Source organism: Microbacterium sp. GQ128 (genome assembly GCF_059758615.1).
In genome coordinates this window covers 100592-124879 of the sequence record NZ_JCAXDY010000003.1, presented here as the reverse complement: position 1 = coordinate 124879, position 24288 = coordinate 100592, and the positions used below count along the sequence as shown (strand labels likewise).

Annotated in this window: 24 protein-coding genes and 3 tRNA genes; 9 read left to right on the top strand and 18 right to left on the bottom strand. The window is 68.6% G+C overall.

The genetic code is table 11. From position 1 onward, the window contains the following. Positions 1-75: 75 nt before the first annotated feature. Positions 76-1947: a DUF2207 domain-containing protein gene (locus tag AC6CHX_RS10795; protein ID WP_498272814.1), complete on the top strand. Its 1872-nt coding sequence runs from the start codon at positions 76-78 to the stop codon at positions 1945-1947. Between the two features lie 13 nt (positions 1948-1960). Here AC6CHX_RS10795 and AC6CHX_RS10790 read toward each other — a convergent pair whose 3' ends face one another. The 10 genes from AC6CHX_RS10790 to hpt form a co-directional block, all read right to left on the bottom strand. Beyond that, complete coding sequence (locus tag AC6CHX_RS10790; protein ID WP_498272813.1) at positions 1961-2653, bottom strand: DUF2520 domain-containing protein; 693 nt, start codon at positions 2651-2653, stop codon at positions 1961-1963. A gap of 2 nt (positions 2654-2655) precedes the next feature. After that, a complete protein-coding gene (locus AC6CHX_RS10785) occupies positions 2656-4737 on the bottom strand; it encodes a PH domain-containing protein (RefSeq protein ID WP_498272812.1) in 2082 nt (693 codons plus the stop codon). Then, positions 4734-5315, bottom strand: coding sequence for a PH domain-containing protein (locus tag AC6CHX_RS10780; protein ID WP_498272811.1), 582 nt, complete (start codon positions 5313-5315; stop codon positions 4734-4736). Before AC6CHX_RS10780 ends, AC6CHX_RS10785 begins: the two co-directional genes overlap by 4 nt. Continuing rightward, positions 5266-5748 (bottom strand): DUF3180 domain-containing protein, encoded by a 483-nt coding sequence (locus AC6CHX_RS10775; protein WP_498272810.1) that lies wholly within the window; start codon positions 5746-5748, stop codon positions 5266-5268. The genes AC6CHX_RS10780 and AC6CHX_RS10775 overlap by 50 nt, the downstream gene beginning before the upstream one ends. After that, entirely contained in the window at positions 5745-6284 is a 540-nt protein-coding gene (gene folK, locus AC6CHX_RS10770; protein WP_498272809.1) for a 2-amino-4-hydroxy-6-hydroxymethyldihydropteridine diphosphokinase, read from the bottom strand. The genes AC6CHX_RS10775 and folK overlap by 4 nt, the downstream gene beginning before the upstream one ends. Beyond that, the gene (gene folB / locus AC6CHX_RS10765; RefSeq protein WP_136040961.1) at positions 6281-6676 is read right to left on the bottom strand and encodes a dihydroneopterin aldolase; all 396 of its coding nucleotides are present in this window, start codon (positions 6674-6676) and stop codon (positions 6281-6283) included. Before folB ends, folK begins: the two co-directional genes overlap by 4 nt. Positions 6677-6720: 44 nt before the next feature. After that, positions 6721-7530: a dihydropteroate synthase gene (gene folP / locus AC6CHX_RS10760; RefSeq protein ID WP_498272808.1), complete on the bottom strand. Its 810-nt coding sequence runs from the start codon at positions 7528-7530 to the stop codon at positions 6721-6723. Beyond that, positions 7530-8135: a GTP cyclohydrolase I gene (gene folE / locus AC6CHX_RS10755; protein WP_498272807.1), complete on the bottom strand. Its 606-nt coding sequence runs from the start codon at positions 8133-8135 to the stop codon at positions 7530-7532. Before folE ends, folP begins: the two co-directional genes overlap by 1 nt. 1 nt (position 8136) lies before the next feature. Continuing rightward, entirely contained in the window at positions 8137-10137 is a 2001-nt protein-coding gene (gene ftsH / locus AC6CHX_RS10750) for an ATP-dependent zinc metalloprotease FtsH (RefSeq protein WP_376103126.1), read from the bottom strand. Positions 10138-10208: 71 nt separating this feature from the next. After that, positions 10209-10760, bottom strand: a complete 552-nt coding sequence (gene hpt / locus AC6CHX_RS10745; protein WP_029262844.1) for a hypoxanthine phosphoribosyltransferase — start codon at positions 10758-10760, stop codon at positions 10209-10211. A 124-nt stretch (positions 10761-10884) separates the two neighbouring features. Here hpt and AC6CHX_RS10740 point away from each other — a divergent pair, with 124 nt between their 5' ends. Further along, positions 10885-11487 (top strand): DUF937 domain-containing protein, encoded by a 603-nt coding sequence (locus AC6CHX_RS10740; protein ID WP_498272806.1) that lies wholly within the window; start codon positions 10885-10887, stop codon positions 11485-11487. Between the two features lie 53 nt (positions 11488-11540). Here the strand turns inward: AC6CHX_RS10740 and tilS are convergent, their stop codons facing one another. Continuing rightward, positions 11541-12542: a tRNA lysidine(34) synthetase TilS gene (tilS, locus tag AC6CHX_RS10735; RefSeq protein WP_498272805.1), complete on the bottom strand. Its 1002-nt coding sequence runs from the start codon at positions 12540-12542 to the stop codon at positions 11541-11543. A 163-nt stretch (positions 12543-12705) separates the two neighbouring features. Here tilS and AC6CHX_RS10730 point away from each other — a divergent pair, with 163 nt between their 5' ends. Beyond that, entirely contained in the window at positions 12706-13197 is a 492-nt protein-coding gene (locus AC6CHX_RS10730; RefSeq protein ID WP_136040968.1) for an inorganic diphosphatase, read from the top strand. Positions 13198-13276: 79 nt separating this feature from the next. Here the strand turns inward: AC6CHX_RS10730 and AC6CHX_RS10725 are convergent, their stop codons facing one another. Further along, complete coding sequence (locus tag AC6CHX_RS10725) at positions 13277-14656, bottom strand: peptidoglycan DD-metalloendopeptidase family protein (RefSeq protein WP_498272804.1); 1380 nt, start codon at positions 14654-14656, stop codon at positions 13277-13279. A 210-nt stretch (positions 14657-14866) separates the two neighbouring features. On the opposite strand from AC6CHX_RS10725, the gene AC6CHX_RS10720 reads away from it, so the two are divergent. From AC6CHX_RS10720 to AC6CHX_RS10705, 4 genes are all read left to right on the top strand, one after another. Beyond that, positions 14867-14939, top strand: a tRNA-Glu gene (locus tag AC6CHX_RS10720). A gap of 29 nt (positions 14940-14968) precedes the next feature. Next, a tRNA-Asp gene (locus AC6CHX_RS10715) sits at positions 14969-15042 on the top strand. Positions 15043-15111: 69 nt separating this feature from the next. Further along, positions 15112-15184 (top strand) — tRNA-Phe (locus AC6CHX_RS10710). Between the two features lie 134 nt (positions 15185-15318). After that, positions 15319-15648 (top strand): hypothetical protein, encoded by a 330-nt coding sequence (locus tag AC6CHX_RS10705; RefSeq protein WP_498272803.1) that lies wholly within the window; start codon positions 15319-15321, stop codon positions 15646-15648. Between the two features lie 16 nt (positions 15649-15664). Here AC6CHX_RS10705 and AC6CHX_RS10700 read toward each other — a convergent pair whose 3' ends face one another. Beyond that, positions 15665-16510, bottom strand: a complete 846-nt coding sequence (locus tag AC6CHX_RS10700) for a transposase (RefSeq protein WP_498272802.1) — start codon at positions 16508-16510, stop codon at positions 15665-15667. A gap of 48 nt (positions 16511-16558) precedes the next feature. Beyond that, positions 16559-17884, bottom strand: a complete 1326-nt coding sequence (locus AC6CHX_RS10695) for an FG-GAP-like repeat-containing protein (RefSeq protein ID WP_498272801.1) — start codon at positions 17882-17884, stop codon at positions 16559-16561. A gap of 137 nt (positions 17885-18021) precedes the next feature. On the opposite strand from AC6CHX_RS10695, the gene AC6CHX_RS10690 reads away from it, so the two are divergent. Both AC6CHX_RS10690 and AC6CHX_RS10685 read left to right on the top strand, forming a co-directional pair. Continuing rightward, positions 18022-18324 (top strand): DUF7882 family protein, encoded by a 303-nt coding sequence (locus AC6CHX_RS10690; protein WP_136040973.1) that lies wholly within the window; start codon positions 18022-18024, stop codon positions 18322-18324. 197 nt (positions 18325-18521) lie between these two features. After that, the gene (locus AC6CHX_RS10685) at positions 18522-19913 is read left to right on the top strand and encodes a cell division initiation protein (RefSeq protein WP_498272800.1); all 1392 of its coding nucleotides are present in this window, start codon (positions 18522-18524) and stop codon (positions 19911-19913) included. A gap of 86 nt (positions 19914-19999) precedes the next feature. Here AC6CHX_RS10685 and AC6CHX_RS10680 read toward each other — a convergent pair whose 3' ends face one another. The 4 genes from AC6CHX_RS10680 to AC6CHX_RS10665 form a co-directional block, all read right to left on the bottom strand. Beyond that, complete coding sequence (locus tag AC6CHX_RS10680) at positions 20000-21118, bottom strand: fatty acid desaturase family protein (RefSeq protein WP_452327149.1); 1119 nt, start codon at positions 21116-21118, stop codon at positions 20000-20002. 146 nt (positions 21119-21264) lie between these two features. Next, positions 21265-21543, bottom strand: coding sequence for a hypothetical protein (locus tag AC6CHX_RS10675; protein WP_498272799.1), 279 nt, complete (start codon positions 21541-21543; stop codon positions 21265-21267). Positions 21544-21752: 209 nt separating this feature from the next. Beyond that, complete coding sequence (locus tag AC6CHX_RS10670) at positions 21753-22721, bottom strand: dioxygenase family protein (protein ID WP_498272798.1); 969 nt, start codon at positions 22719-22721, stop codon at positions 21753-21755. A 79-nt stretch (positions 22722-22800) separates the two neighbouring features. Then, on the bottom strand, positions 22801-23943 hold the full coding sequence (locus AC6CHX_RS10665) for a low temperature requirement protein A (RefSeq protein WP_498273204.1): 1143 nt from the start codon (positions 23941-23943) through the stop codon (positions 22801-22803). Positions 23944-24288: the final 345 nt, after the last annotated feature.

Sequence of the window (24288 nt, the reverse complement as noted above, 5' to 3'; positions counted from 1 at the left end):
GGGCTCCTTGGAAGTCCTTCCCAGTTTACCGAGGCGGCGCGCGCCCCCAGGGCACGCGCTGGGTAGCCTCGAAGAATGGCCCATCCACGGATCCTCCGCGCGTTCGCCGCCCTCTCGCTCGCGTTTGCCGCGGTCACCACTCCCGCCACGGCCGCCGCCGACACCGGATCGGGACTCGGACCGCACGTGCGCGCGGTGGCCGAGTCAGACGACGTGAACGACTTCTCCTACGCCTCGTGGGATGCCGTGTACGAAGTCGGGCTCGATGACGAGGGCCGCGCGCGGATGCACGTGACCGAGACCTTGGTCGCCCGCTTCCCGGAAGCAGACCAGAATCACGGCATCGTCCGCGGACTCACGACCGCTTACGAGGGGGCGAGCACCGAGACGCGAGTGCTTTCCGTGACCGATGAGGATGGCCGGGAGGTGCCCTATGAGACCGACGAGGAAGACGGGCTGCTGTACGTTCTCACCGGCGACGACGACAACTATGTGCACGGGCTCACCACCTACGTGATCGAGTACGAGATGCGCGATGTGATCCTCGCGACGAAGCCGGCCGCGGGTTCCTCGACCCCGGCGGTGGACGAGTTCTACTGGAATGTGCTCCCCCTCGACAGCACGCAGCCGATCGAGCGGTTCCGCACCGACATCGCGTTCGATGAAGAGCTGGGCGCAGCGCTCACCGGATCGACGCGCTGCTACACCGGGCCATCGAGATCCCGGACGGAGTGCGAGCTGCGGGGACCCCAGACCGACGGCCGCGTGACGGTCTTCGGCGTCGAGTCCGGAGAGCGCCCTGCCGGCGACGGCGTGACGGTCGCCATCGGGTTCGGGGCGGGCACGGTCACGCAGCCCTTCGCGCGCACACCCGACCCGGTCGGCGACATCGCCCCGTTCGTCGCAGCCGCGGGAGCTGCGGGGCTGTCGGTCGGCAGCTGGTTCGCGGTCTCGGCATTCACTCGGAGACGCCGGGTGGCCACCGGAATCGTCGTGGCTCAGTATGACGTGCCGGATTCCCTGCCCCCACTCATCGCGGCGACGGCCATCACCGGGGCGAAGGACGTGATCCCCGCAGAGATCGTGCACCTCGCCGTGCGCGGAACCCTGCGCATCGAAGAAGGCCTGGAGGCCGAAGAGCCACGCTTGCGCCGCCTGCCGGAGGTGACGGGACCGGACGAGCTCGATGCGGAGGCGCTGGAAGCGCTGTTCCTCGATGCCGATGCCGACGGCGTGGTCGATCTGCCCGCCGCCGATGAGGCATTCGCGGCCCGCATGACCGCCCTGCAGCAGAGTGGGACGGCGGCTGCCGCATCCCGAGGCTTCACCGAGAGGGTGCGCAGTCGCGGCGCCGTGATCCTGCAGTGGTGCGCGATCGGTGTCGCCCTGATCGGACTGGGCCTCGGAATCTGGGCGGCCACCAGCGGCCGCCTCTCCGCGATCCCCGCGCTCGTCGTGATGTCGATCGTGGCCTTCCTCGTGTTCCTGTCGAGCGTGTACGCCTTCTCGAAGCACACCGTCCTCACGGCCGAGGGCGCTCGCGTCTCCGAGTACCTGCAGGGCGTGAAAGAGTTCATCCGCGTCGCAGACGCCGACCGTCTGCAGATGCTGCAGTCGTACAGCGGCGCCGAGCGCCGGCCGGAGGGCACGGCGGACGTCATCCACGTCTACGAACGGCTCCTCCCCTACGCGATCCTCTTCGGCTTGGAAGACGAGTGGGGCGACGTGCTCGAGCGTGCGTACGCGCAGGCTCAGCGAGGCGCTTCCTGGATCGGCGACCCGGCCTCGTTCGCCCTTCGCATGCAGCTGGCTTCGTTCATGGCCTCGTCGCAGTCCGCGGCGACGTACTCCGCACCGTCGACGGGCTCCTCGTCGAGCGCCGGAGGATCGTTCGGCGGCGGATTCTCCGGGGGCGGAGGAGGCGGAGGCTTCTCAGGCGGACGATGAGCCGCCGGCACTCTCAGAGCATGGGAGGGGAGTCGGATGCTTCGCGCAGCGCCCGCTCGACCGTCGACTGCACCAGCGCCGACAGGTAGCCGCCCGGGTTCTCCACGCCGAGCTCGCGCAACCGGGCAGTCGACTGACCGATGATCGACCGCGAGAACTCGGTGGCCGTCGCGATCGCGTCGGCATAGGCCGCTCGATCCGCCTCGGCGATCACCACCGGCTCGCACCCGATCTCCACGGCGAGCGCCTGGGCGATCGGCAGCACCGCGGCGGGAGCTGTGACCGCGGCGAAACCCGCCTGCAGCTGACGCAGGTCGATCGAGGTTCCGGTGAAGGTGATGGCGGGATGCACGGCGAGCGGGATCGCGCCTCGCTCTGCGGCCGGCCGCAGCACCTCGATCCCGTACGCGGGATCGGTGTGCAGCACGAGCTGTCCGATCTGCCAGCCCCCGACCTCGGCGATGCCGGCCACCAGCGACGGCAGTTGCTCGGTGGGCACCGCGATGACCACGAGTTCGGCTCGACGCACGACCTCCAGCGCGTCGAGCACGGGCACATCCGGCAGCACGGCAGAGGCGCGCTCGTCATCGGAGCCGCTCGTGATCCCGATCACGGCGTGCCCCGCTCCGCCGAGCGCCGCACCGATCACCGGACCGACACGTCCCGCGCCGATGATGCCGACGCCGAGGCGTCCGTCCCGCGCCACGGTCACTCCTCCGGCTGATCCGACGGTGCGGGCGGAGGCGTCCTCCGACGCCGGAGCTGCGGCTCTGCGGGAGGAGCTGGTGGCTGCGTCGCCGCCGGCGCGGGCGCAGGTGCAGACGGGGCGGCGGCAGGTGCCGGCGGTGCGGCAGCCGGTGCGGGAGGCGCGACCGGCGGTACGGCAGCCGGTGCGGGAGGCGCGACCGGCGGTGCCGGCGGCGGTGCCACGGGCGGTGCGGGAGGCGCCGGCGGCGCCGCGGGTGCGGGCTGCGTGAAAGCCTGTGTCGGCGGGGCGAACGGAGCCGGTCTCGCACCGGGAGCCGGCGGTGCGAGGTTCGGCACGAACGGCGGCGGGTTGGTCACGGAGGGCGTGCCTGCGTACACGGGCGGCCCCACGGGCTGGACGTCCGGCGCGGCGGCCGCCCGCTCACTCCACCTGTGGGTGGTGTCGCGCGACGCGGCCTCGGCGGCTGCGCGGCTGACGTCGTCGAGCAGCGCCAGGGCATCGGCGCGCTCAAGACCCGAGAGGTACCCCGTGATGGGCCCCGGAACAGTGTGCACCTGCGCGCCGGAGACCCGCTGCATCCGGTCGATCGGCCCCTGGCTGAGCGAGACGCCCTGCAGGCGCGCGAGCGGGAACACGGCGAGCTTGCGCCAGACGATCCCCCGACGCAGCACGAGGCCGAACTCCTCCACCAGGTATCCGTGGCGCTTCCATGAGAACGGACGCCGCCACCACGCACGCCGCGGCATCGAGCGGTACGCGTCGCCTTCGACCGGTCCGACGACGCCGTGCTCCCAGAGCGAGGGGATGCTCTCGGCGGGCACGTCGGGCAGCACCAGCGCGAGCACGCGCTCGACGTCGGCGCGCTTGCCGACCGGCAGCACCACGTTGAACTGCTGTCCGCTGCCGGAGGACTGCTGAGCCGCGCTCTTGCCGCTCATCCGGTTGATCTTGATCGTCCACCAGCCGAACGGGCGCCACAGCAGCGACTGCGTCACCTCGACGGCGAAGATGCGCCCCGGCGGGAGCGTCTCGGTCACGGTCGTGAGCAGTCCGTAGGTGATGCGCACACCGTCGGGGGTGGGGGCGATCGAATACCGCAACGACTTCGAGATCTGCGCCCAGGTGATACCGATGACCGCGATCACCAGCGGCACGCCCATGCCGAAGCCGAGGCCCAGCAGCACGACGCCGCCGTCGGTGTCGCCGTCGATCAGCAGGCCGATCAGCGCGCTGCCGAATGCGATCGCGAAGATCGCACCGAAGAACACGACCCACAGCAGGCCCGAGATCAACTGCGATCCGACGAGGCGTCCGGTCGGGATCTTGACGACGCTCTCGGGAACGACGTCGGCGAGGTCCACGCCAGCGAGGAGGTCGTTGACTCCGGCGTTCACGGATCCGACGAGCTGCGCGCGAGCGGATGCCGGCACCGCCGTTCCGGGTGCCTGCGGAGAACCGGGGTTCATCGCGGCGTTGCGGGCCGCCCTGGCGCCCGAGGCCAGACGCAGGATGTCTGCGCGCACGGACTCGGCGCGCGACGTCGCAAGGTACTCGAGTTCGACGTTCGCATCGTTTCCGGCGCCCACGACCTCCAGCTTCGCGAGTCCGATGATGCGCGCCGGGAAGGGTCGGGTGAGGTTGACGCCCTGCACGCGATCGAGCGGAGCGCGGCGGTGCGAGCGGAAGATGATCCCCTTGCGCACCTCGACGTGGTCGCCTGTGATCCGGAACTGGTGGAACCGCCAGACGAACCAGAAGATCAGCACGAGCACGATGACGAGTCCCAGCACGCTGAGCAGCGCGACGAGGATCAGGTTGTTGGAGAGCACCCAGTCGACGGGATCGCCGCCGGAGTAATCGCCGACGTGCGCCTCCTCCGGCGCGAAGAGCGCGATGGCCCACGTGATGAGACGATCGCGCATGTTCGTGATCACGATGCCGGCCAGGATGATCAGCACCAGTCCACCCTTGAAGAGCGGGGTGAGGGGGTGCATGCGGTGCCACTCGCCGTTGGCGAGAGTCGTCGACGGGTCGCCGCCCGCCTGCGTGGTCGGGGACGGCGGGAGCTGCGGCTCGCTCACAGGCCGGTCCGGCGGGTCTCGGCGACGTGGATGAGGGTGTCGCGCAACGCCTCCGCCGCCTCCTGCGTGAGGCCGGGGATCTGCACACCCGTGGTCGCCGCGGCCGTCACCATCTTGAGCTGTGCGATGCCGAAGCCGCGGTCGAGCGGGCCCTGGGTGATGTCCACCAGCTGCATGCGGCCGTAGGGCACAGCGATCATGCGCTGCCAGAGGATGCCCTTGCGGAAGACGATGTCGTCGGCGCGCAGCATGTAGCCGATCGCCTTCGCCTGCCGGGGAAGGATGATGAGCGCGATCACCGTGATGAGGAGGATGATGCCGGCGGGGATCCACACCCACTGCTGGTCCAGCACCAGGCTGAGCACGAGCGCCGCGGCGGCGACGATCGCGATGAAGATCACGTTCTGCACGATCTGCGAGACCACGTAGCGCGGCGAGATCTGGTGCCACGCGCCGTCGAGCTCGAGCCGGGCCTCGTTCCGGGCCGTCCGCAGCTCGGAGTACGTGCCCTGGTCGAGGGCGGCGAGGTCAGTGCCCTCCGCCGGGTTCAGGGGCGCGGTCTCTGGGTTCTGAGTCATCAGGATCCTTCGGCAGGGTGCAGAACTGTTCGGCGACGAGCGCGGCGATCGTGAGGACGATCGCGCTGCCGATGAGGGCCAGCATGGCCACAGTCGACCCTACCTGTGGATCGACCGGGCGCGAGAGGAGGAATGCCAGCAGTCCCGCCCCGAAGCCCGCCATGATGGCGCCGAGCAGGCTGGACGCGCGGGCGAGCGTCGCCGCTCTCAGTGCGCGGAACGGGTCGATGCGGATACCCGAGCGCACACTGCGCCGCACCGGCCAGGCGACGCCCAGTGAGGCGGCCGCGATCAGCACGAGCAGTACCGGGAGAAGCAGCGACGGCGTGAACGTGATGCGCCCCGCCGCGGTGAGCAGATGATCGAGCAGGAAGCCGCCGCCGGCCGCGAGCAGGGCGAGAAGGAGCAGGAGCCCCGCAGAGGTGCGCCTCATCTTTCGCCCCGGCTGCGCAGCTCAGCCGCGAGGTCGGCCACCCGCCCTCGTCCGAGAAGCTCCGCATCCGGGTCGACGTCGAGCCACGGGTCGAGCACGAACAGCCGCTCGGCGGCGCGCGGGTGCGGCAGCTGCAGACGCGGTTCGTCCGAGACGACGTCTCCGTAAGCGATGAGGTCGAGGTCGAGCGTGCGATCGCCCCACCGCTCGCGGCGCTCCCGACCGTTCTCGTCTTCGATGGCATGCAGCATGCCGAGGAGGATTTCCGGGGCGAGACGCGTGGTGACCAGCGCGACCGCGTTCACGTACGCGGGCGCCTCAGGGTCCGGCCCATCGAGGCGGAGTGCGACGGTCTCGAACAGTTCGGAGAGTCGCACATCGCTCACGAGCGGCAGGCGTGCGATGCGCTGCGCCGCCGCGCGGATCGTCTCGTGCCGATCGCCGAGGTTCGCGCCGAGGGCGACGACGGCGACGGTCTCCGGGCGGGCCGGGCGGGCGCCGGGTACCTCGGGCGCCTTCGCGAGGTCGCGGCTCATATCGTGATGTCCTCGAGCGCCTGCGGCGGGCGGCTGCGATTCACGGTGACCGCCACATCGGCGAAGTTCAGCGGGATCGGTGCGTGCGGCTTGTGCACGGTCACCGTCACGTTCTGCACCCGCTCGTCCTCGAGAGCCACCGAGGCGATGCGCTCCGCGAGCGTCTCGATCAGGTTCACCGGCGCGCCCGCGACGACGGCCGCCACCTTCTCGGCGAGCTCGCCGTAGTGCACGGTGTCGGTCACGTCGTCGGAGGCCGCCGCCTGATCCAGCGACAGGCGCAGGCGAAGGTCGATCGTGAAGTCCTGGCCCTCTTCCCGCTCGTGCGTGTAGACGCCGTGGCGGCCGAAGACGGTCAGACCGGAGAGGACGATCTCATCGAGGAAATCCATGCCTCTAGCGTACGGGGGACCCACCCCATCGGCTGGGTGGGAGTTCAGCCGGCCCAGGCGTGCGCGATCGCGAGCGCGTCGCGGGTGCCTGCGACGTCGTGCACGCGCACGGCCCACACTCCGGCGCGGGCCGCCAGGGCGCTGGTGACGGCCGTCGCGAGATCGCGGCGTGACTCGGAGACCTCGTCGTCCGCGCCGGCTTCCCGACGAAGTGCCTCCGCCAGGAAGCGCTTGCGCGAGGTGCCGATGAGCACGCGAGGCCCCAGGGCGACGATCTCGTCGAGTCCCCGCAGCACGTCCCAGTTCTGCGCGCCGGCTTTCGCGAATCCGATACCCGGGTCGAGGATCAGCCGAGACGGCGCGATCCCGGATGCTGCGGCCTCGCCCATGCGCTCCTGCAGCTCTCCCGCCACCTCGCGCGCGACGCGACGGTACTCGGCCTTTGCGTACATGTCGGCGGAGAATCCGCGCCAGTGCCCGATCGCGTAGTCGGCGCCGGACTCCGCGACGGCCGCCCGCATCTCGGGATCCGCGAGCCCTCCGGAGACGTCGTTCACGATCCGCGCGCCGGCCCGCACGGCTGCGGCGGCGGTCGCCGCGTTGAGCGTGTCGATGCTGACGGGCACGCCCGCCGACGCCAGCTGCTCGATCACCGGGATCACGCGCTGCTGTTCGATGTCGGCACCCACGCGTGCGGCGCCGGGCCTGGTCGACTCGCCGCCGACGTCGAGCACCGCTGCGCCTTCGGCCCGCAACCGCAGGCCGTGGGCGACCGCCCGATCGACGTCGAGGTAACGGCCACCGTCGCTGAAGGAGTCGGGCGTGACGTTGACGATGCCCCAGATGCTGGTCATCAGCGCGCTGCTCCGGACCCCGCCGACGCGCCGATCAGCGTGATCAGCTCCGTCCTGGCGACGGCATCCGTGTACTCCCCGCGCGCCGCGATCGTGAGCGTCGACGCTTCGCTCTGGCGTCCGCCGCGCATCGTGACACAGCCGTGGGAGGCGTCGAGCACGACGAGCACTCCCCGGGTGTCGAGGTGCTCCGCGATCGTGTCGGCGATCTGCTCGCCGAGGCGCTCCTGCACCTGCGGACGGGCGGCGAGGATCTCGACCACACGCACGAGCGCGCCGAGACCGACGACCTGCTCACCCGGGAGGTACGCGATGTGGGCGTGCCCGGCGAACGGCAGCAGGTGGTGCTCGCAGACGGAACGGAAGCGGATGTCGCGCAGCAGCACGGCCCCGGAGGGCAGCGTGTCGGGCGCGGGTCCGCGCGAGACGCTGATGGTGCGTGCGAGGGGCTCGGCGGCATCCTCGCCGACCCCCGCGAAGAACTCGGAGTACAGCTCGGCCATGCGCGACGGCGTCTGCTTCAGCCCCGGTCGATCAGGATCTTCGCCGATGGCCTCGAGCAGCTCGCGGGTGAGTCGCTCGACACGGTGCCTGTCGACGGTCACGTCACGCCGTCGCGGGTCGCGGGTTCCCGGCTCCCGCCGAACCCTGCTGCGCACGCGGCGTGGTGGCGGGGGCTTCGACGGATGCCGCGAGCGAGACGTCCTTCTTGGGCACCTCGATCGGGGGTCGCTCCGATACCGGACGGTCTTCACTGGACAGCCACAGCGGACGCTCCGGAAGCTTCTTCACCTCGGTGAAGATCTCGGCGATCTGGTTGTGATCGAGGGTCTCCTCCTCGAGGAGCGCCAGCGCGAGCTTGTCGAGGATGTCGCGGTTCGCGCTGATGACCTCGTAGGCCTCGTTGTGCGCCTGCTCGATGAGCGCGCGCACTTCGGCATCCACCCGCTCGGCGACCCGCTCGGAGTACTCGCGGCCACGACCCATGTCGCGACCGGCGAAGGGCTCACCGCCCTCACTGCCGAGCTTGACCGGCCCGACCTGCGTGGTCATGCCGTACTCGAGCACCATCTTGCGGGCGATCGAGGTCGCCTTCTCGATGTCGTTCGAGGCACCGGTGGTCGGGTCGTGGAAGATGATCTCCTCCGCGACGCGTCCGCCCATGGCGTAGGTCAGCTGGTCCTGCAGCTCGTTGCGGGTGACCGAGTACTTGTCGTCCAGCGGCAGCACCATCGTGTAGCCGAGGGCCTTGCCGCGGGGCAGGATCGTGATCTTGGTGACCGGGTCGGTGTAGTTCATCGCCGCCGCTGCGAGTGCGTGTCCGCCCTCGTGGTACGCCGTGATCAGCTTCTCCTTGTCGCGCATCACGCGGGTGCGACGCTGCGGTCCGGCGATCACGCGATCGATGGCCTCGTCGAGGGCACGGTTGTCGACCAGCTGCGCGTTCGAGCGGGCGGTGAGGAGAGCTGCCTCGTTGAGCACGTTGGCCAGGTCGGCGCCGGTGAAGCCGGGGGTCTTGCGGGCGACGACCTCGAGGTCGACGTTCTTCGAGAGCGGCTTGCCCTTGCTGTGCACTTCGAGGATCTTCTGACGGCCCTTGAGGTCGGGGGCGTCGACGCCGATCTGGCGGTCGAAGCGGCCGGGGCGCAGCAGTGCCGGGTCGAGGATGTCGGGGCGGTTCGTCGCGGCGATCACGATGACGTTCGCGTTCGGGTCGAAGCCGTCCATCTCGACCAGCATCTGGTTGAGGGTCTGCTCGCGCTCGTCGTTTCCGCCGCCCATGCCGGCGCCGCGGTGGCGGCCGACGGCGTCGATCTCGTCGATGAAGATGATGGCCGGGGCGTTCTCCTTGGCCTGACCGAAGAGGTCGCGCACACGAGAGGCGCCGACACCGACGAACATCTCGACGAAGTCCGATCCGGAGATCGAGTAGAACGGGGCTCCTGCCTCACCGGCGACGGCGCGGGCGAGGAGCGTCTTGCCGGTTCCGGGAGGGCCGTACAGCAGCACGCCCTTCGGGATGCGCGCGCCGATGGCCTGGAACTTGGCGGGGTCCTGCAGGAACTCCTTGATCTCGTGGAGCTCTTCGATGGCCTCGTCGGCACCGGCGACGTCGGCGAAGGTGACGGTCGGCGTCTCCTTGTTGACGAGCTTGGCCTTCGACTTGCCGAACTGCATGACCTTGCCGCCACCGCCCTGCATGGACGACAGCAGCCACCAGAACAGCAGGCCCAGCAGCACGAGCGGGAGGAGGAGCGAGAGGAAGCCGTCGAACCAGGTCGCACGCGGCACGGCGTCGTTGAAGCCGTCCTTGGGAGCTGCCTCGTTGATCGCGGTGACGACCTCGTCGGCGCGGGCATCGACGTAGTAGAACTGCACGTTCTCGGAGCCCTCGAACGCCTTGGAGAGGGTCATGTCGACGCGCTGGTCGCCGTCGGTGTTGACGACCTCGGTGACCGTGGTGCCGGAGAGGAGCTTGAGCCCCTCCTGCGTCGTGATCTGCTTGGGCGCACCCAGATTCGAGATCAGCAGGAAGCCGCCGAACAGCAGCAGGCCGATCAGCGCGACGTAGATCAGCGGATTCCGGGTGAGCTTCTTCACATCCATGATCGGATCAGCGTATCGCGCGCGCCCTAGGGGGTCGCTGTACGTTCACCCACGGCGTAGCGTGCCGCGCGTCAGGAGTAGACGTGCGGGGCGAGCACTGCGACGTCGCGCAGGTTGCGGTAGCGCTCGTCGTAGTCGAGGCCGTATCCGACCACGAAGTCGGTGGGGATGTCGAAGCCGACGTACTTGCAGTCGATGTGGACCTTCGCGGCCTCGGGCTTGCGCAGGAGAGCGAGCACCTCGATCGACTCGGCGCCACGCGATCCGAAGTTCTCCAGCAGCCAGCTGAGGGTCAGACCCGAGTCGATGATGTCCTCGACGATCAGCACGTGCTTACCGTTGAGGTCGGTGTCGAGGTCTTTGCGGATCTGCACGACACCGCTCGACTTGGTGCTGGCGCCGTAGCTCGACACCGCCATCCAGTCCATCGGGGCGTGGAACGGCAGTGCCCGCGCGAAGTCGGCCATGACCATGACGGCCCCCTTGAGGACGCCGACGAGCACGAGGTCCTTGCCCTCGTAGTCCTGGGCGACCTGCGTCGCCAGCTCGTCGAGCTTGGCGAGGATCTCCTCCTCTGTGACGAGGATCTGAGCAAGGTCGTCCTGGATCTCCGCGGCGCGCATGGATCGATTTTAGGTGACGGAACCCTGTGCTCCGGTCAAGGTTCTCCTGATCTCCCCATCCCCACCGCATCCGCACTACTGTGAGCGGTGATGTGGGCGGACGCCCCGGACGGAAGGATTCACCATGGCTCTTGACGACATCCTCACGCAGGTTCCGATCGACGACATCGCCGAGAAGCTGGGTGTCTCGCGAGACGAGGCGAAGGTCGCTGTGGAGCAGGGCGGCGCCGTGCTGCTGGGCGGACTCGCGAAGAATGCGGAGACCGACGAAGGCTCCGCGGCCATCCAGAACGCGCTGAAGAAGCACGAGGGCAGGGCCGGCGCTTCCAAGGTCGACGACATCGATCAGGCCGACGGCGACAAGATCGTCTCGCACATCCTCGGCTCCAAGAAGACGGAGGTCACGAAGGAGCTCACCGAGTCGAAGGCGACTCCCGGCATCGACTTCGGCAAGCTCCTCCCGATCCTCGCCCCCATCGTGATGGGCCTCATCGCGAACGCGACCAAGGACAAGACGGCGAAGGCGGATGCCGGAGCCGAGAGCTCGGGCGGCATCGGCGACGTCATCGGCGGGATCCTCGGCGGCAGCAACAGTGGCGGCTCAGCGGGCGGAGGCGGAATCGGCGACGTGATCGGCGGGCTGCTCGGCGGCGGCAACAGCGGTGGCTCGGGCGGCGGCATCGACCTCGGCGGCATCCTGGGCGGCCTCTTCGGCGGCAAGAAGTAAGACGTCGCCCGACGCATCCGGTCGCGAGGCGGACGCGCTTCGGTGCAGCGCCGTCAGCGGCCGGATGCGGTGAAGACGATGCGTCCGCCCTGGCGCACGGCCGAGCACTCGGGCAGGTCGATCGGCCCCTGACCGCGCCAATCGGTGACCAGCCGCGCGACCTCGACGGTCTGCGTCCTCGTGAGGCTCACCCCGAACTCGCTGTCGACGACGAGGCGGATGATGCGGTTGCGCAGTGCCGCGGGGTTGGCGGCGAGCGCCGCGACGCTCACCGAGATGCCCGCCTCCGCATGCTCGACGATGTCCTCGATCGTCTCGTGGATCATCTCGTCGAAGGCCTCGGCGTCTTCCCGCAGCTGCTCCGCGGTGCGGGCGAGCGCGGTCGCGATGCCCGGACCCAGCTCAGCCTCGAGCACGGGGAGCACGCGCTCGCGCACCCGAACCCTGGCGAAACGCTCGTCGAGATTGTGGGGGTCGTCCCACACCTCGAGATCGGATGCCGCGCAGAACGCCCGGGTGGTCTCGCGACGGACGCCGAGCAGCGGACGGACCCAGCGGAGCCCGTCGTCGTCCTCGCGCGAGGGTGCCATTCCCTGCAGGCTCGTGGCACCCGAGCCGCGCGCGAGCCCCAGGAGCACGGTCTCCGCCTGATCATCGAGAGTGTGTCCGAGCAGCACGGCGGCCGCTCCTTCCGCACGCGCGATACCGGCGAGCGCCGCGTAGCGGGCGTCGCGAGCGGCGGCCTCGATGCCTGCGCCGGATGACCCGTCGACCTCGACGCGAGTCTGCAGCGCGCCATCGACTCCGATGCCCTCTGCCGCGACCGCCGCCGCGCCGGCGATGAGGGACGACCCCTCCTGCAGGTCGTGATCGACGGTCAGGCTGAGCACCCGGATCCCGCGGGCCCGTGCCTCGAAGACCGTGGCGGCGGTGAGAGCCAGCGAGTCGGCGCCCCCGGAGAGGGCGACGATCACGGTCGACCCCTCGGGCAGGTCGGCGAGCGCTGTGCGCACGGCCAGGCGGATCTCGGCGATGGCGGGAGAGAGTGATGGCACGGTCCCACGCTAGGGCACGGCGTTCGGCCACCGCTGCTTCCCGGAACGGTCGCGCGCCTGCGGAACCACATCAGGCGACGCCGAACCCGAGCATCGGGCGGACAGGGGCCGCAGGTAGGCTGGTCCGCGGCATTCAACCGAACTTTTCCTGAGGAGCACACGCATGGGCGCACACGACGCCGTCATCGAGATCCCGCGCGGCAGCCGCGTGAAGTACGAGGTCGACCACGAGACCGGACGAGTGCACCTCGACCGCGTGCTCTACACGACCTTCGGCTACCCGGCCGACTACGGCTACTTCGACAACACGCTCGGCGAGGACGGCGACCCGCTCGACGTGCTCGTGCTGCTCGACCACGCCATCTACCCGGGCGTCGTCGTCGAGGTCCGTCCCGTGGCCGTGCTGAAGATGAGCGACGAGGCCGGCGGAGACGACAAGCTCGTCGCCGTGCTGTCGAAGGACCCGCGCTGGGCGCACATCCAGGACATCGACGACGTGGCCGACTACACGAAGAAGGAGATCGAGCACTTCTTCGAGCACTACAAGGACCTCGAGCCCAACAAGTGGGTCAAGGTCGACGAGTGGGGTAACGCCGCCGAGGCGCAGCGCATCCTCGACGAGGCGATCGTCCGCTTCGGCGAGCAGGGTCACTGACCCGCTGCATCGCCAGACACGAAGGACCCCCGGTCCCGCAGGAGCGGCCGGGGGTCTTTCGGTTGCTGTGAGCCTGAGATCAGGCGGAGACGCCGTGTCGGGCGAGGAACTGCACCGGGTTGACGGCGTTGCCGTTCTGGTAGACCTCGAAGTGCAGGTGGCATCCGAACGAGCGACCCGTGTTGCCCGCGTAGGCGATGACCTGACCGGAGCGGACCCACTGGCCGGACCTCACGACGATGCCGCCGTTGCGGATGTGGGCGTAGCCGGTGCCGATCCCGCCGCCGTGCTGGATGCGGATGTAGTTGCCGTAGCCGCCGTTGTAGCCCGCGTAGTCGACGGTGCCGGACTGTGCGGCGTAGATCGCGGCTCCGCAGCCGTTCGCGAAGTCGGTGCCGTAGTGGAAGCTCGAGGAGCAGCCCTGCGGACCGCACTGCTGCGAGCGGGGACCGTAGCCCGAGCTCTTGCCCCCACCGTGCGGACGGCACCAGCCGCCGCTGCCCTGGGATCCACCACCGCCGCCGCCACCACCGCCACCGTTTCCGGCGGCGGCCGCTGCGGCCTCGCGGGCCTCGCGGGCCTCGCGCTCCTTGCGCTTCTTCTCCTCGATGGCGACGCCGACCTTGTATGCCTCGACCGTCTTCGCCGTCGCGTCCTTGAGCGCCGCGAGCTGAGCCTGCATCGTGGCGAGATTCGCGGACTGCTCGTCGAGCGCGGCCTGAGCGGCGTCGGCGGCCTGCTGCGCCACGACCATCTTCTCTTCGGCGATCTTCTGCAGCCGATCGCGCTCGTCGCGGGCGACCACTGCCTGGTCGCTCATCGACTGCGCGGAGTTCCGGGCGGCGACCGCATCGTCGTACACCGACTGGTTGTACTCGAAGAGCTTGTCCATCGTGCCGAGCCGAGCGAGCAACTCGTCGGCGTTGTCGGCAGAACCGGTGAAGAGCAGCTCGAGGGAGGTGTCGTCACCGCCGTTGCGGTAGAGCTGCGCGGCGACCTGACCGGCCTTCTTCGCGGACTCGTCCGCCTTCGCCGACTGCTCGTCGGCCTTGGCCTGAAGCGAATCAGCCTCGGTGGCCGCAGCGAAGTACTTCTGCTGCGCCTCGTAGAACTCGTCGGCCGTGGCCTTCGCCACCGCCTGCGTCTCGGCGACCTTCTGGGTCAGCGACTGGATGAGCCCCTCGATGCGGGTGACCTCGGCGGCCTTGGCGGCTTCGCTGTTCTTCGCGCGCTGCACGTCGTCCCAGCTCGGGTACGAAGCCGCATAGGCGGCAGAGACCCCGTTGGAGATGCCGAATGCGCTGAGTGCCACGACGCTGAGCACGCCGAGACCGAGTGCACCACGGCGGCTGAGGCCGTCTTTGCTGAACGCACGGCGTTCGGTCGGGCTGGGCGCGCAGCCGCAATCGTCTGAAGCCGCGGCGACCGCAGCGTCCAGAGTGTTCTGGTCGTCGTTCACACGGCCCCTTCCGCCGGTTTCACAAATGCCACACTAACAACAACCTTCACATCAGCACCAGGCCGACCGCACGGTCGACAACGCACGCCGGACAGGTCCATGGTCCTCCCGAAACACGCCCGGGGGAAGCCGCCGCGCCCTCGATTCGCGATTTGCCCGAAACATCCCTTATGCTTGAGCGTCGGCAAGGAAGTCCCCCGGGACTGACTCGGCCCCATCGTTTAGCGGCCTAGGACGCCGCCCTTTCACGGCGGTAGCACGGGTTCGAATCCCGTTGGGGTCACACCTTCCGATACAATTGAAAACAAGTATGGCCCTGTAGCGCAGTTGGTTAGCGTGCCGCCCTGTCACGGCGGAGGTCGCGGGTTCAAGTCCCGTCAGGGTCGCTCCGTGCGATGAGCTCTTTCTTCGGAGAGGGCTCTTCGTCTAGGACGCGACAGGTTCGCCGGTCGCGCGGCTCTGTAGCTCAGTTGGTAGAGCGTTCGACTGAAAATCGAAAGGTCACCGGATCGATGCCGGTCGGAGCCACACGAGTGATCATTACAATCACTCCAGAAACCCTCGCCTAGCTTCTACATGGCGGGGGTTTTGCTTTGCCCGGGAGAGAGCGGGCTTCCTCCCCGCGAGCACGCACGTTTCCGCCCGGTTAGGCTTCGAGCATCATGGATGACGCCCGCCCTGCACCCGCGCGACAGACCTCGACGGACACCCGTCGGATCGAGCTCACGATGAGACGCCCGCGGCTCGCGCTGTACGCCGGCATCAGGCCTACTCTCGTCCTCGGCGAGCGCGGCCAGCCGACGCAGTGGGGTCGGGGCACGTGGCAGGTTCCGGCCGATCGGCCGGTGACCATCGGTGTCTACCTGTTCAACCGCGTGTGGCGCTTCGGACAGGCAGAGGCCACCCTCGCCCCGGAGGATGCCGCCGCGTGGGAGTACCGGGCACCGATGCTGCCCTTCCTGCCCGGTCGCCTTCGCCACAGCCGCGCCTGAGTCCCGTCGGACCGGGCTACAGCGCGTCGACGGCCTGGCGTGCGCGATCGGCGGCATCCGCCGCTGTCTCCGCACGCTTCGCCGCATCCTCACGCCGCTCTTTCGCAGGGGGCAGATCCTCCCCCACGCGAGCCGCCTCGGTGCGGGCGCGAGCGATCTCGGCCTCTAGCTCTGACACCCGGTCGGCGAGTTCCGTCGCCCTGCCCTCCAGATCCCGAAGCGCCGCGTCTCGTTTCTCGAGCTCACGCTCAGCAGCCGTCTGTTCCTTCTCGGCCGCGGCGAGCACTCGCTCCGCCTCGCGGCGCGCGCGCCGCGCCTGCAGCTCATCCGGTGGCCGCTGCGGCACCGACTCCAGCTCCGGGATCTCGCCCGCCACGGCGTCCCGGATGTCGTCGGTCGACGCCGTCGGCTCGATCGTCCGTACCAGTCGGCCGGAGGCGACAGCACCCGCTGCCGCCGGATCGAAGAAGGCAGCGGAGATGCTGCCCTCGACCGCATCCCGCGTCGCAGGCGTTATCCGTTCCCCGCGGGAACCGGCCAGCTCAGCCGCCATCTCCGCAAGGCGTCTCGTGAGCGCACGGCGCTCCCTGCCGAGCTTCGCCAGCGCCGGCGCATCCAGGTCGTCCTGCGCTTCGCGGAGCTCTGCGGCCAGCTGCAGCGCCTCCCCCAGCTGCCCGGCGCGCTCTTGGGCGAACACGTTCACCACCCAGGCCGCGACCGACGGCTTTCGCAGCGCGAGGATCCTGGACGCGAGTTCACGATCGTCAACGCTCCCCGCGCGGGCCTTCCGCGACGCCACGAACGCCTCCGGCGGCCCGCTGTACAGCGTGGCGGCAATCTCCTCGAACGTCGGGTCGGCCATGCGCCAACGATACGCCGGGCCTCCTCCCGAGACACGGACTGCTCGCCGCTACTCGATGGCGAGGTGGTCCGCCCAGTCGGCACTGACCAGCGTTCGTCCGCCGAATGCACCGTTCCCGAGGCCGGGATAGAGATAGAGCTGTCCGGACGCGGTGCGGGCGAGCAGGTCGGCATGACCGTCGCCGTTGTAGTCGACTCCTCCGGTCAGGGCGGTGAACTCACCCCATCCGGTCCCGACCACCCGCATCGCACGGAATCCCCCCGGCACTCCCGAATAGAACCGGAGCGCGCCGTCCACGTCGACCGCAATGATGTCCCCGCTGCCGTCGTTGTCGAAGTCGCCGCCGACGAGGAAGTGGAACCCTTGCCATCCTCCGCCGAGGGGGATGTGCGATCCGCCGAAGGCACCGCTGCCGTTTCCCCGGTAGATCGTGAGCAGACCGGTTGCCGAGACCCCGAGCACGTCCTGCTTGCCGTCTCCGGTGTAGTCGGCGCCCGACGTCACGTGAAGAAGGCTGTACCAGAACTTGCCGATGCCAGCGGCCGGTGCGAATCCCCCTGCGCCGTTGCCCGCGTAGAACTCCAGCCCGCCGTCGGATCTGGTGACGAGGATGTCCGCCTTGCCGTCGTTGTTGAAGTCCGTATGGGTGAGGTGCCTGCGGGATCCGCCCCACCCGCCGAACACGGTCTTCGCCGCCGAGAAGCCGCCGGAACCATTCCCCGCGCGCAGGCGCAGGTCGCCATTGCCTGCGATCGTCAGCAGATCGGCCTTCTTGTCGCCCGAGTAGTCGGCCGACGCGACGCCCGGCGCCTGCCCAGAACCGAGTCCGGGGAAGTACAACGGGAGGACACCGCCGCGGGCGACGTTCGACAGGCAGGTGAACCCGTTGTTGATCGCCGTGTACACCGCGCCGTTCAGCCGCACCTCGAAGTGCAGATGGTACGCCGGGGAGTTCCCGGTGTTGCCGACGACGCCGATCTGCTGCCCGCGGGACACCCGGGTGCCGGGGGCGTACTTGCCGGGCGATGCCATGTGCGCATACCGCGTGACGTAACCGCCGGGATGCTCGACGTCGGTGTAGTTGCCGTAGCCGCTGTTGGCTGTGCGGGACTTGATCACTCCGCCGTAGGAGGCCACGATCGGGGTGCCGCCCCCACCGCCGATGTCGATGCCGTCGTGCGCGCGGTAGTTTCCCCGACAGCCGTCGCCGACCTTCGACTGGATGTTGCCCGAGGACGGATACACCATCTGGTCGTTGACGGCTGCGGTCGCGGAGGTGCTTGCCGACAGGGAGGGAGCCACGGCTCCGATCACGACCGCGAGCACGGTGGCGATCCCGATGCGGGCGAGGCGCACACGGGACGGTCGCTTCATCTCGAAGTTCTCTCTTGCTCGGCGGCCCCAGGGACGTGATGCCCTCCGTCGTCACCGTACCAGTGCTGCGGGATCCTTCCGCGAACGCCGCCGGGAAAGAGGCGGATCCGCGCCCTCGCACGGTGTAGCGTGCAGTCATGGGAAGACTCAGGTATGACGGCACGTCGGAGCCGATCCTCATCGAGGACGAGACCCTCGCGCACCTGAAGATCGTGATCGCGACCAAGCTCCGCCGCCAGGAGAGCTTCATGATGACGTGGCGGCCTTCGAGCGGAACCGACAAGCGGGCGACGGTGTGGATCCATCCCGCGATCCCCCTGCAGTTCGGGTTCGACGACGCCGAGCCGCCCGCCGTCGATGCCCGGCTGGTCGCCGAGATGATGAAGTCCCTCAACGCCTCCGGCGAACTGGTCCTGGACCACCTCATCGCTCCGATCTGACGCCCGTCCTCAGAAACCGAGCACACAATATCCGGCCGTCGCAACTAGGCTGGGAGGCGCGCCTCGCCCTGCCGGACCTCCGCCGGGTCACGGTCGTGGCGTGAGCCCAGACGACCTCCTCCTCGGTCGCACGATCCCGTCCATCGGGATGGAGCCGCAGCTCCGCCGTGTGGCCACGCCAGAAAGGCATGAACCTCATGAGCGAATCCTCCGGAACCGCCGACCGCGACGGCGAGCGCTCGCCGGACTTCTTCGACCAGCTGATCGAGACCGCACCCCGTGACCAGCAGGGCGCGTTCACCGTCGGTTTCCGCGGCTACGACAAGGGCGAGGTCGACGCCGCACTCGCGACCCTTCGCAACCAGCTCAAGCAGGCGGCGGCCGACGTCGCCGAGGCGCAGGCTCGCGAAGAGGAGGCCGTCGAAGCGGTGCGCGAAGAGGAGCGCAAGGCCCGCGAAGCCCTCGAGAGCGAGTTGACGGCCGCGCAGGCAAAGGTGTCAGATGCCGAGCAGCAGGTCGCGACCCTCACGTCCGAGCTCGTCGATGCTCCTCAGGCCGACGGCGAGGAGGCGCCGTCGCGTCAGCAGTTCGAGGCGATCCTGCGGGTCGCCGAAGAGCAGGCGAACGTGCTCATCCAGAACGCAGCCGTTCAGGCTGACCGCCTGATGACGTCCGCACGGGAAGAAGTGACCGCGCAGCGCGCCGAGGCGGAGGCGGACGCCGAGCGGATCACCGCCCAGGCGCAGCGCGACGCCGACCAGGTTCGCCTGAAGATGGACACCGAGTACACAGCGCACGAGGCTCGCATCGAGCGCGAAGCCGCCCACGCCGCCGAGAAGGTGAACCAGGCCGCCCAGGAGGCGACCGCGATCCGCACCGAGGCCGAGAAGGGCGCGGCAGCCCTACGCTCTCTCGTCACGCGCGAGACCACTCAGCTGCGCGCCGATGCCGAGCGCGATGTCCGCGACATGAACGCCCGCGTGCTGGAGTTCGAAGAGACCCTCACCCGCCGCCAGGACGACGCGCAGCAGGAGTTCCTCGTGCTGCACAACCAGGCCGTCGCGCACGCCGAGCGGATCACGAATGACGCGAACGAGCAGGTCTCGGCATCCCTCGAGCACGCTCAGCGCATCTCAGCTCGGGCCGAGGACTACGAGCGCCTGACCCGCTCGCAGGCGCAGGCGATCGAAGCCGAAGCCCAGGTGCGTGCCCGCGAGACCCTCGAGCGCGCTCGTGCGAAGGCGCAGAAGATCGTCGATTCGGTCACCGGTCACACGACGGCGGTGCTGCACGATGCGGAAGACCGCACCCGTCAGCTCCGGTGGCAGCAGCAGCAGCTGTCGAGCTTCATGGCCGAGGTCAAGGAACTCATCCGCCCCGACGGCATCTTCTCCGACGACTCGCTTCCGGCGGAAATCACCGGAGCCGGCGCACCGGCCGCCCCGGCCCCTGCTGAGGCCGTCGCCGACGAGACGCCGGAGGAGACCTTCCTCGGCGATGAGGTGCTCGAAGACGAACTCGATGACGACCGCCCGCTCGAGAAGATCACGATCGACGTCGTGGAGACCAAGAAGAAGTCCTCCAAGTAGACGCGCGAACGACAGAGGCGCGAGCAGGGATTCCTGCTCGCGCCTCTGTCGTTCCCGGACTGATCGGGCCCGGTGATGTCTGTGGGCTACGGCCGACCGAACTGCGCCACTGCGGGGCAGTCGAAGGGGTCGGCGCCGGCGGAGAGTCCGACACGGTTCAGGTACTCGATCACGATCATGTACGAGCGACCGAGGCTGGTCTCCGTGTACGGCACGTCGTTCGCTGCGCAGTAGTCGCGCACGATCTCGCGCGCCTTCGCCAGGTGCGGTCGAGGCATGCTCGGGAAGAGGTGGTGCTCGACCTGGTAGTTGAGACCACCCATGAGCCAGGTCGTCCACCATCCGCCGCTGATGTTGCGGGAGGTGCGGACCTGCTTGGTGAAGAAGTCGAGACGAGCGCCCGGCTCGATGATCGGCATGCCCTTATGGTTCGGAGCGAACGCGGCACCCATGTAGACGCCGAACACCGCGAACTGCACGCCCATGAAGGCGAACGCCATTCCGAGCGGAAGCATCATGAACACGGGCACGAGGATGAGGGCGAACCGCAGCGCGATGATGCTCAGCTCGGTCCAGCGTCCCTTGACGTTCTTCGTCGTCAGGAGATATTTCAGACCGAGGAAATGGAGGTTCAACCCCTCGAGCGTGAGCAGCGGGAAGAAGAGCCAGCCCTGCTTGCGGGTGATGAGCTTGATGAGCCCCTTCGCCTTCGCGGCGTCTTCTTCGAGGAAGGAGATCGTGTCGACCTCGATATCGGGGTCCTTGCCGACCTGGTTCGGGTTGCCGTGATGCTTGGTGTGCTTCGAGTCCCACCACGAGTAACTCATGCCGATGCTGGCGATCACGATGCGCGCGAGCTTGAAGTTCGCCGGACCCGTGGTGAGGATCTGACGGTGCGCGGCCTCATGTCCGAGGAAGGCGATCTGCGTCAGGACGATGCCGAGGCCGGCGGCGATGAGCAGCTGGAACCAGCTGTCGCCGAGCAGGATGAAACCGGTGATGAGGCCGCCGAGGGCGACCGCGATGCCGGCGGCCACGAAGACGTAGAACCACTGCGTGCGGCCGAGGAGTCCTGTCTCCTTGACCACCTGCGATACCTGCTTGTATGCCTTGGCCATGGGCGGGAAATCCGCGTTGCCGGAATACGTCTGACGAATCGGACCCAGCGTTGCCGCGGTCGGTTCGATCTGTGTGATGGAGATGATCTTCTCCTGACGATCGGAGCCCTTGAGCTGTGAAAGCCCAAGGCGATTGCCCAACGCTTACCTCACAGTAGCCCCGGCCCCATGCGCCTACGGGAATACATCCGCACCCCTTGACGGACTGCTCCCGGTGTGCGTGAAGCCTCGTTTCAGGCGCGAGCGCGGCGCGTCATCCGACGCCATGCCCGCGGAAGGATCGGGGCGAAGGCGGGCCCCGGCCCCGCGGGCTCGTGCGCCTCTTCGAGTGCACGGAAGGCGTCGTCGAGGGCGTCGAACGTGCCGAGCTCGGTGCCGTGGTTGTCGCGCACGAGGTGCGTGGCGCCGTCGAACTCGACGAATCCGGCGAATTCGCCGGCACGGGTCGCGACGTGCACGTCGGCGTCGGCCTGCTTCCAGGTCAACGGATCCGACGGAGGAAAGGTGGTCATACTCATGGTGATGCTCATTGCTGTGTGGCGGACACGCATCGGCGCTCCGCAAGATGTGAGATCGAGGGCGGAATCCGCACGCATCGATGTGCGCGGTCCGTGATGGCCCTGATCAGTGGCGACGTGGCGGCCGAGAGGGGGCGAGCACACACGTTGCATCATCAGCATAGCAGATCGGCTTCTCGGGCTCGAATCCCGCAGTGCCACCCTCAGTTCGCCGGCGGCTGCCCACCGCTTCCCGGTCCTCCCGCACCACCTCCGGGCGCAGCGCCTGCGGTGGGTGCCGTCGTCGTGTCGACGCCGACCGTCAGCGTGGCGGTGTATCCCGCCGAGACTCCCCCGCTGACCGTCGCGATCTGGAGGGCACCGGAGTCATCGCCGAACACGTTGTCGCTCGCGAGCGTGATCTGCCCGAGGTTCGGCGCGGATCCCTCGTACGCCGCCTCGGCGTACACGGCCGCGCAGGCCGTCTCCGGAAGCGCGAGCTGCGAGGTGGCGATCGCGGTCGACGAATCGGTGATCGACGCCACATCCGGATAGATCTCGAAGTGGATGTGGGGCCAGCGGCCGGAGTAGCAGCCGGGGAAGACCGACGTGAACGACACGGTGCCGTCGGCGTCCGCCACCTGCACGCCTCGCAGATACGTGACGTCTTCCAGGCCGGAGGAGTACATCGAGTACTCGCCCTGGGCGGTGCAGTGCCAGGCATAGACCGCGACTCCGGCGAAGGGCACGCCCCCATTGGCCAGATCGAGGATCTTCAGCTCGAAGGTGAGCGGCACCCCGTCCGCGGTCGCCGCGCCATCGATCGACGAGCGGATGTCCTGACGGACGATGCCCGAGTCCTCGAGTACGTCTGGACCGTTGGACCCGTCACCCGGATAGGGTCCGGCCGTCTCGTCGGGGATCTCCGCCACGCTCGCCGTGGCGTCGCTGCCGTCGGCGGACGCGGACGGCGTCGCCGCGCTCGAGGAGCCACCCGAGGCCGTGGGCGCGCAGGCCGCGAGCACGACGGCCCCGAGGCCGATGCCGGCGAGACCGAGGACGCCCCGCCTGCTCATCAGCGTGCGGATGTCGAACGCGGCGCCCTGATCGACCACCTCCTCGTCGACGCGGTCGAGCAGGCGTCCCTCGTATGCAGGGCCGTCGGGGGTCTGGGTGGGTTCGGGAATGCGCATGATCGTGCTCCTCGCGAGTGGACCGGCGGTGGTTGACCACCATGGTTCCCGAGCAGCTGATCAGGGGCCTTTGCTCGGCCTATGTGTTGATGATGTCCTCGCGCACCACCGGCGGCCGGAGCACCAGGACGACGACGATGCCGGCGAGGATCACGGCGGTCAGGGTCACGGGGATGGGGAGCACGGGATCCAGCAGCACCAGCAGTGCACCCAGCGGGACCACCGTGTTCACGACGCGGTCGGCGTTCTCGCGGATGGCTATCCACCAGATGCCGATGAGGAAGATCGCGATGGGGATGGTGACCGTGAAGGAGGCGGCGACCGTGGACAGATGACTGGCTCCCGTCAGGACGTCGATCTCGACCTCGATACCCGCCGAGAAGGCCGCGGCGGCCGCGAACACGAAGTAGTGGCTGTAGCCGTAGCGGAGCGAGCGCCGGAAGGTCGTGATCGCACGGTGATGCGGCGGCCAGAAGTAGATCCACCAGAGCGACGCCGTCACCACGAGGGTCAGCACTGCGATCGCGATCAGCGGGCCGAGGGAGTCGACCTCGTCGAGCGCGTCGATGATGGCGTTGGCCGACGCCAGCAGACTCTCACCGAGAACGATCAGCGTGAACAGCCCGTATCGCTCTGTGATGTGGTGCGGGTGCCATGGGGTCTGTCGGCGGTGCTCCGCGAACACCGGGACACCGATCTCGATGAGCGCGAACACGACGAAGGCGATCAACTGCAGAGGGCCGCTCGGAATGAGCAGGAAGAGGATCCACAGCACCTGCACCGCAGCGATCCCTAAGGCGTATCGTCGTGTCGCCGAACGCAGCGGCCCTGCCGAGCGCGAGGCACGCAACCACTGCGCCACCATCGCGACACGCATCACGACGTAACCGAGGACCGGGACGGTGAAGTCCCCGTCCTCGAAGGCGCGGGGAACACCGGCCGCGAGCACCAGGACACCTCCCATCTGCACGAACGTCGTCACGCGATAGAGCCAGTCATCGGTGTCGAACGAGGTGGCGAACCAGGTGAAGTTCATCCACGCCCACCAGATCGCGAAGAACACCATCGCGTAGGAGGTGATGCCGTGCACGAAGTCCGCGTGGGCGAGCGCGTGATGCAGCTCCGCGGAGGCGATGCTCACCGCGACCACAAAGACCAGATCGAAGAACAGCTCGAGGGTGCTCGCGGTGCGATGCGGCTGCGAGGGATCGCGAGGCGACATCGTGCGGAGCTGGAAGCGCGAGGCGACGGAATCGGCGGTCACCCGCCACAGAATAGCGCTCGCCCGGCACCCGTTCGGAAGCCGAGTTCATCCATTCGTAAGAAATACTTCCGATTCATAGGGAGGTTCCGCTACAGTAAGAAAGTCTGCAGTGCCTGCTGTCAGCGATCACCGTGTGGGACGGTGAGAACGCACTCCGTGATGTGGGAATCACGGGGAGTTTCAGCAGGACCCGAGGGGTCGGGACGCAGACGATGCCGTGAACGTGGGGTTCATGGTCTGGGGAAACTGGGGAAATACATGTCGCACTGGGGATTTTTGCGTACATTCACGGCTCAAGGGGCC

Coding starts and splice junctions, on each gene's coding strand:
- folB (WP_136040961.1), bottom strand. CDS start 6,676: ATGGATTTCCTCGATGAGATCGTCCTCTCCGGTCTGACCGTCTTCGGC.
- AC6CHX_RS10685 (WP_498272800.1), top strand. CDS start 18,522: ATGAGCGAATCCTCCGGAACCGCCGACCGCGACGGCGAGCGCTCGCCG.
- AC6CHX_RS10690 (WP_136040973.1), top strand. CDS start 18,022: ATGGGAAGACTCAGGTATGACGGCACGTCGGAGCCGATCCTCATCGAG.
- AC6CHX_RS10775 (WP_498272810.1), bottom strand. CDS start 5,748: ATGAGGCGCACCTCTGCGGGGCTCCTGCTCCTTCTCGCCCTGCTCGCG.
- ftsH (WP_376103126.1), bottom strand. CDS start 10,137: ATGGATGTGAAGAAGCTCACCCGGAATCCGCTGATCTACGTCGCGCTG.
- AC6CHX_RS10700 (WP_498272802.1), bottom strand. CDS start 16,510: ATGGCCGACCCGACGTTCGAGGAGATTGCCGCCACGCTGTACAGCGGG.
- AC6CHX_RS10675 (WP_498272799.1), bottom strand. CDS start 21,543: ATGACCACCTTTCCTCCGTCGGATCCGTTGACCTGGAAGCAGGCCGAC.
- AC6CHX_RS10695 (WP_498272801.1), bottom strand. CDS start 17,884: ATGAAGCGACCGTCCCGTGTGCGCCTCGCCCGCATCGGGATCGCCACC.
- AC6CHX_RS10665 (WP_498273204.1), bottom strand. CDS start 23,943: ATGTCGCCTCGCGATCCCTCGCAGCCGCATCGCACCGCGAGCACCCTC.
- AC6CHX_RS10705 (WP_498272803.1), top strand. CDS start 15,319: ATGGATGACGCCCGCCCTGCACCCGCGCGACAGACCTCGACGGACACC.
- AC6CHX_RS10740 (WP_498272806.1), top strand. CDS start 10,885: ATGGCTCTTGACGACATCCTCACGCAGGTTCCGATCGACGACATCGCC.
- AC6CHX_RS10780 (WP_498272811.1), bottom strand. CDS start 5,315: ATGACTCAGAACCCAGAGACCGCGCCCCTGAACCCGGCGGAGGGCACT.
- folK (WP_498272809.1), bottom strand. CDS start 6,284: ATGAGCCGCGACCTCGCGAAGGCGCCCGAGGTACCCGGCGCCCGCCCG.
- folP (WP_498272808.1), bottom strand. CDS start 7,530: ATGACCAGCATCTGGGGCATCGTCAACGTCACGCCCGACTCCTTCAGC.
- AC6CHX_RS10795 (WP_498272814.1), top strand. CDS start 76: ATGGCCCATCCACGGATCCTCCGCGCGTTCGCCGCCCTCTCGCTCGCG.
- AC6CHX_RS10670 (WP_498272798.1), bottom strand. CDS start 22,721: ATGCGCATTCCCGAACCCACCCAGACCCCCGACGGCCCTGCATACGAG.
- AC6CHX_RS10730 (WP_136040968.1), top strand. CDS start 12,706: ATGGGCGCACACGACGCCGTCATCGAGATCCCGCGCGGCAGCCGCGTG.
- hpt (WP_029262844.1), bottom strand. CDS start 10,760: ATGCGCGCCGCGGAGATCCAGGACGACCTTGCTCAGATCCTCGTCACA.